9 protein-coding genes are annotated in these 7786 nt (G+C 59.8%); 3 read left to right on the top strand and 6 right to left on the bottom strand.

Annotation, left to right across the window (positions count from 1 at the left end; translation table 11 throughout):
* Positions 1 to 142: 142 nt before the first annotated feature.
* On the top strand, positions 143 to 316 hold the full coding sequence (locus tag FFR93_RS41195) for a hypothetical protein (protein ID WP_018482048.1): 174 nt from the start codon (positions 143 to 145) through the stop codon (positions 314 to 316).
* A gap of 62 nt (positions 317 to 378) precedes the next feature.
* On the opposite strand, the gene FFR93_RS37790 is transcribed toward FFR93_RS41195, so the two are convergent.
* Both FFR93_RS37790 and ltrA read right to left on the bottom strand, forming a co-directional pair.
* Positions 379 to 687, bottom strand: a complete 309-nt coding sequence (locus FFR93_RS37790) for a WGR domain-containing protein (protein ID WP_018482047.1) — start codon at positions 685 to 687, stop codon at positions 379 to 381.
* Positions 688 to 1037: 350 nt separating this feature from the next.
* Positions 1038 to 2531 (bottom strand): group II intron reverse transcriptase/maturase, encoded by a 1494-nt coding sequence (gene ltrA, locus FFR93_RS37795; protein ID WP_138396904.1) that lies wholly within the window; start codon positions 2529 to 2531, stop codon positions 1038 to 1040.
* Between the two features lie 781 nt (positions 2532 to 3312).
* On the opposite strand from ltrA, the gene FFR93_RS37800 reads away from it, so the two are divergent.
* Positions 3313 to 3627, top strand: coding sequence for a hypothetical protein (locus FFR93_RS37800; protein ID WP_131714241.1), 315 nt, complete (start codon positions 3313 to 3315; stop codon positions 3625 to 3627).
* Positions 3628 to 3870: 243 nt separating this feature from the next.
* On the opposite strand, the gene FFR93_RS37805 is transcribed toward FFR93_RS37800, so the two are convergent.
* The 4 genes from FFR93_RS37805 to traC form a co-directional block, all read right to left on the bottom strand.
* Complete coding sequence (locus FFR93_RS37805) at positions 3871 to 4320, bottom strand: thermonuclease family protein (protein WP_131714240.1); 450 nt, start codon at positions 4318 to 4320, stop codon at positions 3871 to 3873.
* A gap of 437 nt (positions 4321 to 4757) precedes the next feature.
* Positions 4758 to 6689, bottom strand: a complete 1932-nt coding sequence (gene traG, locus FFR93_RS37810; protein ID WP_138396905.1) for a Ti-type conjugative transfer system protein TraG — start codon at positions 6687 to 6689, stop codon at positions 4758 to 4760.
* Positions 6676 to 6891: a type IV conjugative transfer system coupling protein TraD gene (locus FFR93_RS37815; protein ID WP_011654561.1), complete on the bottom strand. Its 216-nt coding sequence runs from the start codon at positions 6889 to 6891 to the stop codon at positions 6676 to 6678. The genes traG and FFR93_RS37815 overlap by 14 nt, the downstream gene beginning before the upstream one ends.
* 4 nt (positions 6892 to 6895) lie before the next feature.
* Positions 6896 to 7189, bottom strand: coding sequence for a conjugal transfer protein TraC (gene traC, locus FFR93_RS37820; RefSeq protein ID WP_011654562.1), 294 nt, complete (start codon positions 7187 to 7189; stop codon positions 6896 to 6898).
* Between the two features lie 253 nt (positions 7190 to 7442).
* Here traC and FFR93_RS37825 point away from each other — a divergent pair.
* Positions 7443 to 7786: MobA/MobL family protein (locus FFR93_RS37825; RefSeq protein ID WP_171049331.1), on the top strand; the 344-nt coding region annotated here is incomplete at its 3' end.

The raw sequence follows: 7786 nt of genomic DNA on the forward strand, positions 1-7786 counted from the left end.
CCGCCGTATTGCGGCTCCTCGCGTGCCAAATTCTTGGCGCCGGCAGGTCCTTCACTCTCGTTTCGTCCTTTCAGGTGCGTCCCTCCTTGTCCGCCATGCGGCCTATCCCCGCGATATCCGCATTTTGAAAGGAGAAAATACCGTGCAACAGCTCGCTCAGTTCCTCACCGCCACCGGCCGTCGGCTCCGCACCCTCGGCAAGGTGATCTGTCACTACTTCCGCAAGGGGAAACTCGGCCTGAAACTGGCCATCAAGATTCCGTTCTTCGTCGAGATCGAGGCGTCGTTCGAGACCGACTGGAACCGGCGCGAATAACACGCCGTGGGCCGCTTCAGCGGCCCCTCCTCTACCAGCTGGAACGCGGAACACAATCATCGTCAGCTCGGCGAATATCGGCAGGTTGTTTTTGGCCGATAGCCGCGACCACGTTTTTGCTTCAACAGCTCAAGGAACAAGCGAACCGCTTCCTCCTCCCGTTCGAACACATGCTGCTTTTCCTGTCCACGCTTGCCGATCCGTCCCCATCGCCGGGTCAGGCAGGCCTCTCCGAACATCGTCTGCTCGATCTCCATGGCATAATACCGCGCCATGTTCTTGGCTGGATCCGTTCGTTCGACATAGAGCTGGTATGGTTGCGAAATCATGCCGGCATGATCGTCACACGGCGCCGCTACGTCCAACGACATATGTGAATCCTACAGATGCGACCGATTCATTTTCGTGAAGAATGGGGCTTGGGCGAGGCGCCGATGGCGCACGGCTGTGGTCGCACCGCGACCGGAGCCCGCACGCGGTCTCCGCCCCGCCGGGTTACGATCCTCTCGCAGCAAGAAGCATGCCTCTGCGAAATCTCATTGTCCGGAGACAGCCGGAGCCTCCCGTCGCCATCGGAGATGGCAAGCGGTCGCGTCCCTTCAGGACGCGGTTCTATCTCTCTCTGACGTCCCATTTTGCACCCGCCGTGTCGGGTAGCAGCGGGGCATTGCTGCCCCGCCGCCCCCTAAGAACCGGGCGTGCGGATCACTCCGCACCCGGCTCAAGCCATTCTCCAGCGCCACGTTGTGACACCGGGCTCCCCGGCGGTATGTTTCGCGTCCTGACGGCGGGCGAGGTAGTCATCCCATGTGGGATCGAACGGGTTAGCCAGCGCCGGAATTTTGGCATGTCTCTTGATTGGGACAGCCGCTGCACGGACAAGCCCATACTTGGCGTCCTCCGTGCTGAAATCCCATGACTGGCTACCGTTGACCCTGAAATACCTTCTCCTGATCCACCGTGCTCCTTTGTTAGGGTGTCGTCGGCACGCCCATCTCCAGAGCATGCGCCAGATGTAGAAGTCTATCGAAGAGAAGGTCGCCTTCGCCACGACATGGCGGTGATACATCGCCCATCCCCGAATGATCGGGTTCAGCATTTGTATCAATCCTTCCTGCGCGATGGCGGCGTTGCCTTTGATGATTCTCCGGACCTTATCCAGCAGCGCCTTGACGCTGTGTTTGGACGGCGTGATGAGAAGTTTGCCGTTGTACTTTCGCACATTCTGGCCCAGAAAATCGAAACCATCCGCAATGTTCGTGATTCTGCTTTTCTCGTCCGAGAGTTCCAGTCCACGAACAGCCAGGTATTTCCTGATCGCCGGCAAGACCTTGTGTTCCAGCACCTCTTTCGATGCACTGGTTACGATAAAGTCGTCGGCATAACGGATGACGTGGGGCTTGGCTTTTCGGTACGTGGATTTCGACGATCCCACGCTTGCATCGACTGCGGCCTCAAGCCCATCCAACACTCTGTTAGCGATTGTGGGCGAAATCACGCCCCCTTGCGGGGTTCCCGCCCGCGTCTCGAACAGAGTTCCCTCTTCAACATATCCGGCTTGAAGCCACTTCCGCAGGATCGCCTTGTCCATAGGCATATGCTCGAGGATGTAATCATGGCTGATTTCATCGAAACAGCTTTTGATATCGCCCTCTAGAACCCACGTGGCGGACTTCCGTCTTGCCAACGTGATGAAGCACTGCTCAATGGCGTCGGCTGTCGAGCGTTTGGGCCGAAATCCATAGGAATTCGGGTCCGCCAAGGTCTCCGTCACTGGTTCCAGCGCAAGCTTCCATAAGGCTTGCATTGCGCGGCACAGCATACGGGGTATCCCGAGCGGGCGCTTCTTGCCGTTACTCTTGGGAATATAAACGCGTCGCAACGGCATGGTACGGTAGCCGTGATGCCGCAGCGACATTACTCCCTTCCATCTGGCCACCGGGGTTGTCCAGATTTCTCCGTCCACTCCCGGCGTTTTCTTCCCGCGATTCTCCGTCACCCGCTTCACAGCCAGCATCTTGCCGCTGTGCGAGCGGGTCAGCAGACGTTGCAAGGCTTTTACCTTGCCCCATCGGCATTCGCGAGTGGCCTTGGCGATACGCACTTGAAGTCGCTTCACGGTTGCTTCAATCTGCGACCAGTCTGTCTGATCCCAAATCTGCCCTCCGTGCGAGGACGCACCAGCATTCGCTGCTTTCGCACCGATTGCCGTCATCTGCTTTTCCTCGTCCAGCAATTAGTCATGTTCTCTCGCCATGAATGACCGAGCGGAAGTCTGCCCACTTTCGTGTCGGGCGATGTTGCAGCCCGTATCCCGACCATTACAGCCGGGCCTTCGCTTTCTCCGCCTTCCTTTACCCACAACACCAACAGCGTTCCTTACGGTTCGCCTGCCGTTACCGGCAGCGCTATGGGCTTACCCTGTTCCGCATGAATCTCAGAGCCAGTCGGACCCTTCCTTTTCGCCGGCAGCTTTCCGTCCATGGAGGTCCAACCGGAAAGGACCACACCTTGCTGCACACCTTTTGGTTCAAGCCTATCAGCACATTTGGCTTGTTCCTTGTTACGGCGTTTATCGGAAGTTCACTTGTGTTGGTCGTCATTGCTCATCCCTTGCACCTCACCGCCTTTGTGCTGGCAGTTTCCACTTCGCCTCACGGTTCGGTGGACCGGTCACCCGGTGGTTACGTTGTCCCCGAAGCTCCACACGGAGTCGTTGCCAACTTCGCATGTTCGGGTAGGGAACGACCGATGGAACGGTCGGTTTCGTAAAGTTCACATCACGTGTTCTCCTCTCGAAACAGAGATTCATGCGACTTTCAGGTCGCACTCCGGCGTCAAGGACATCGCGGCCCCCCCAATTTTCCCAACGCCGCAAGCGGCACAGAGAAAATCGGTTCCTCCGCTCGCCGCAGGGCGGCCGCGTTCCGCGGTCCCTGACCCCTCACGGACTACGGTGCCGACACCTTTCGTCAGAAAACGAAAAGGAGACTCTGATGACAAAGCATCAATTCGCTCGTGTGGTGGAAGAAGATCAGAAGCGGCCGGATCAACAGCCGGATTGGCTTGAACGGCTGCGCCGAAATTTCGATGCGGAAGTGCATCTTCCCGCCGATATCTCGCGGGAGTTTCTGTCTGCAGCGCTGCTTTGGGCAGTCGACAACAAGGTCGATTTCGGTTTGTTCCACGAGGCCAGCGAGATCATCATTGCGCACTTCGGCGGTGATGAGATCTACCTCCCGTCGCGGTGGTCCGACAAACGATGGCACACCGGCCTTGAGGACAAAGAGCCTTTCGATCCGAGCGACTGAGGTCGAGACCAGAGGCGGCTTGTCGCCTCTGGTCTTTGCCTATTCACATGAGCCCCTCCAGCCGGATCGACCGAGCGGAGCGGCTATGAAAGGGGGGCTCTGCCGCCCCTCTCGATCTCACCCCATGAAGGAAGGGCAATGCCCCTCCTTCAAACTTCCTCCCAGGGAGAAAGGGAGACGGTTCCCTCCTCCCTTTCCCCAAACCCCTATCCCTCTCCCGTGCAGGGAAGGTGATGATGGCTGTCACCCGCCCTGGCACCAGCCGTGTCGGGCACCATCCCATGATCGGGCAAGCCCTTCCTTGATCAAGGCATTGCCCAGCGAATTGCCTGCACGAAATACGGTTCGCAGTTTGCGTCCATATTTGTCTTCGTCACGGAACCCGGCCGCTAGCGAGAATTTTCCAGCGTTGAGCAGCGTCAGCAGGCGGGATTTTGCCGCCTCACCCTTTATCCGTTCCGCCTCGCACCGGGGCGGGCTGAGTTCAGGCGTATCGATGTCGGCGATGCGGATTTTCTCGCCGTTGAACCAGAATGTGTCGCCGTCGACGACGCAGTTCGCTCGATGGCTTCCGTCGCACATCGAAAATGCGGTCGACAATGAATCCGTCATCGGTTTCTTGGCCAAAGTGGCGAGATCGGGGAGAACGTCGGCGCCGCCATAGGCAAGCCAACCCCCAACAGCAATGATCACGGTGCATAGAACTGCCGTCGAGCGTTTACGCCATCTGTTCCGCCCAGATCTCAGCAGTCCTCCACCCGCGCGCTGCCGGTCGCGACCGCCTCCGGCCTTCGGCGGCTTTCTAAACGGAACCACATTTGATTTCGCCACTTTCCGATCCCCTCGTTTCGTCTCAACCTATGTCGGACCCGGTTTCATCTGCGTTTACGGAGGAGCTTGGCTCCGGGCTGCGGTGTGGCCGGCAAAATGGTGCGCGACGGGCGGGGGCAGTCGATCCCGCCTCCCCTTCGGGCCACTATGTTGAGGCTCCTGCGGCTGCCCTGTTTTCCTCCCGTCACGCAACGAGAATTCCCGAAATCTCGCCCGTCGGGCGTCGCTATGCTGATTTCTCCGATACTCTTCTTTTTCCTGGATCAGCCTTGCTCGGTTGCACCGCGCGCCGGCTTGGATCATGCAGGCTTTGGCGTATCCCCGATCATGTGAAACCTGTTTGTGCCGACGCATGCCTTCATGTCGTCGCGCCGGAACCAGATGGCTCGTCCGCATCGGAGTGGCGCGTTTCCTGCGGTGAAGACGATCTGTTCGTCGGCGCGCATGCGCAAAACTTCATGCGGCTGGATGAGTGGTCTGGCGCCGAGCTGCTTCGAGCGTGTCCGCGATGATCCCTTTGCCTGGAAACTCCGGCTCACCTGGTCGATCTCGACCGTTGTCATGCCGCAGCGTCGCGAGATGTAGTCGGCCGTTTCCGGATCGTTGATGGCAGCAAACGAGATCCAGCTCGCACTCTCAAACCATTTGCTCGCCGCGTCGCGGCCGCCATAGGTTTCTCGCATCTGGCCGATCGACTGGTAGATCATTGTCAGCGTGATGCCGTATTTTCGGCCGGCGTCACGAGCCGTTTCGAGAATCCGCATGTAGCCCAGGCGTGCCACCTCGTCCAAAAGGAACAGCGCCCTGCCCTTCAACGCTCCATCACGATTGTAGATCGCGTTCAGGAAGGACCCGATGATGACGCGGGCAAGACCGGAATGGGTCTCCAAGGTCTTGAGGTCTATGTTGATGAAGACGTCCGTATTGCCGGCCGCGATGTCGTTGGTCGCGAACTTCTTTCCCGATACTAGCGCCGCGTAGTTCGGATAGGAAAGCCAGTGTGTTTCCTTGACCGCGTTGGCGTAGACGCCGGAGAAAGTTTCCGGCGTCATGTTGACGAAGGCTGCGACGTTTTCCTTCACAAAATCCGAGCCCGAATTGTCGTAGATGTCTTGCAGCCGTTTGCGCAATGTCGGCTCCGGCTCCGAGAGGTTCATGCGCACCTGCCGAAGCGTCTGGTCGTGCTCGTCCGTGCGGCCGGACAGGCAGACATCGGCGATCAGCGCCGTCAGCAGTTGCAGCGCCGATGCGCGAAAGAAGTCGTCACGGACACCACGCACGCCTCCGCCGTCGCTCATGATCCAGGAGGCGACCGAGGCAATATCCTCTTCCTTCGTCCCGCCGAAACGACCGACCCAGTCCAGCACGTTAAAACCGATGTCAGGCTTCCTTGGATCGAGGACGAATACATCCCTTCCGGCTCCGCCGCGATGCACGGAGACCATCGGTGCGACCTCGTTCGAAGGATCGAGCACGATCAGCGTGCCGCCCCATTTCAGTGCCGTCGGGATCGTCACCGACGTCGTCTTGAAGCCACCGGAACCGGCAAAGACGATCCCGTGCGACGAGCCGAACGAGCCATCGAAGCACAGCAACGGCGACTTGCCGCCGGCGCCCCACGTCTCAGCGCTGTCGGCGCGAAACGCTTGGCTCCCGACACTGTCCTTGTCGACCCGATAGCGCTCGCCGATGACGATACCACCGGCATCGGGAAACAGCTTTGCTGCCTCCGTCAGTTTCATCCAATCCGCTTCGCCATGGAGCGCCCGCTTGCCCTGAATGCGTTTTGGCTCGGCCCTTGCGAATGCCGCATTGCCGATGAGCGCCACGCGAAGCGCGAAGCCGGCACATAAGAGCGCCGCACTCGCGCCGATCGACGTCGCCGGATCGAGAAAGGCCCAGACCGTCTTGTCGGCGGGTACTGTCATGAAAGCGGAAAGGCGCATTGTTTCGCGAATGGCTGCGATCAAGATCGTCCCACTGCATCCCGCGACGACGCCCCAACCTGCCTGCTTGATATTGATCGAACCGGCGCTCGAAAACAGCAACAGAATTCCGATCGCCGCACTGGCCACATAGGGCAATGCGATGCCCGCCCGCCCCCATGCCAGTCGCGCGGCCTCGGTCTTGCCAAAACCGGAAAGCCACTGCTCTACCCCTGTCATCCCGATGACGACCAGGATCATCAACGTCCCTGGCATGACGACGAGCGCAATCCTATTGATCGTCATTGCCGAAGGCCTCCACGCCGATTGCCGTGAGCCTGGACCGCTCGGTATCGTCACTCTTGATGCGGCGCGCTGCATCGACCAGCGCGCCCAGCAACAGTGCTCGCTTCTCGTAGCGCAGACCGGCCTTGACGATCAGTCCGCCGAGCTCGATCTTTTCTCGCGTGTCCTTCTTGCGGGCGTCGGATGTCATCGTCCTCGCCATGCGTTCAAGCCTCGCCAGCGCTGCCCGCGCCCGCGCCAGACGTGACCGGCGCGGTTTGCTGCGAGACGACGGCTGCCCCTCCCCTTTCTTTTCCGGCCGTAGCGCCCTGCCCTCCGCGAAATCGCTTGGTCAGTTGCTCAAACGCTGCCTGAAGCTCCGCCTCGTCGATCTCGATCTCGCCAAGGCCCGCCTTGAGCGCGATCCGTCCGATGCGTTCCGCTTCCCGGGTCTCGGCGATCTTGAGCTGTTCCTGCAGCTTGGCGATTTCGTCGCGAAGTTTCGCGGATGGCTTCTTCATGTCCGTCTGTCTCCCTGGGTGCGAAAGCTTGTCTTTCGAACCCAGTTTTTCGGACCGGAGTGCGGAACGCACTACTGTGAATCCTACAATCGCCAAGGGCGATGCTTTCGGGAATGATCCCGGCCGTTCCGAAGGAGCGGCTTCCAAGGGCGCAATTATACGTCGCTGGCGCGACGTGTTGCTGAGAGAGCCTGGTGGCCGCCGCTCCCCACGAACCCTTTGATTTCGTTCGCAACCGGGAGAGAACTCCGCCGTGGCCGTCCCTCACTTCTCCGTCAGCGTCGTCGCCCGTGGCTCCGGCCGCAGCGCCGTCCTGTCGGCCGCTTACCGGCACTGCACCAAGATGGAGTTTGAGCGAGAAGCCCGGACGATCGACTACACGCGAAAGCAAGGCCTTCTGCACGAGGAGTTCATCATCCCCGCCGATGCGCCGGCGTGGCTGCGAGCAATGATCGCCGATCGGTCGGTCGCCGGCGCATCCGAGGCCTTCTGGAACAAAGTGGAGGGCTTCGAGAAGCGATCCGACGCGCAGCTCGCCAAGGACGTCACCATAGCCCTGCCGCTCGAGCTGACGGCCGAGCAGAACATCGCGCTCAT

This window comes from Rhizobium sp. MHM7A, assembly GCF_005862215.1.
In the GTDB taxonomy this organism is placed as follows: domain Bacteria; phylum Pseudomonadota; class Alphaproteobacteria; order Rhizobiales; family Rhizobiaceae; genus Rhizobium; species Rhizobium bangladeshense.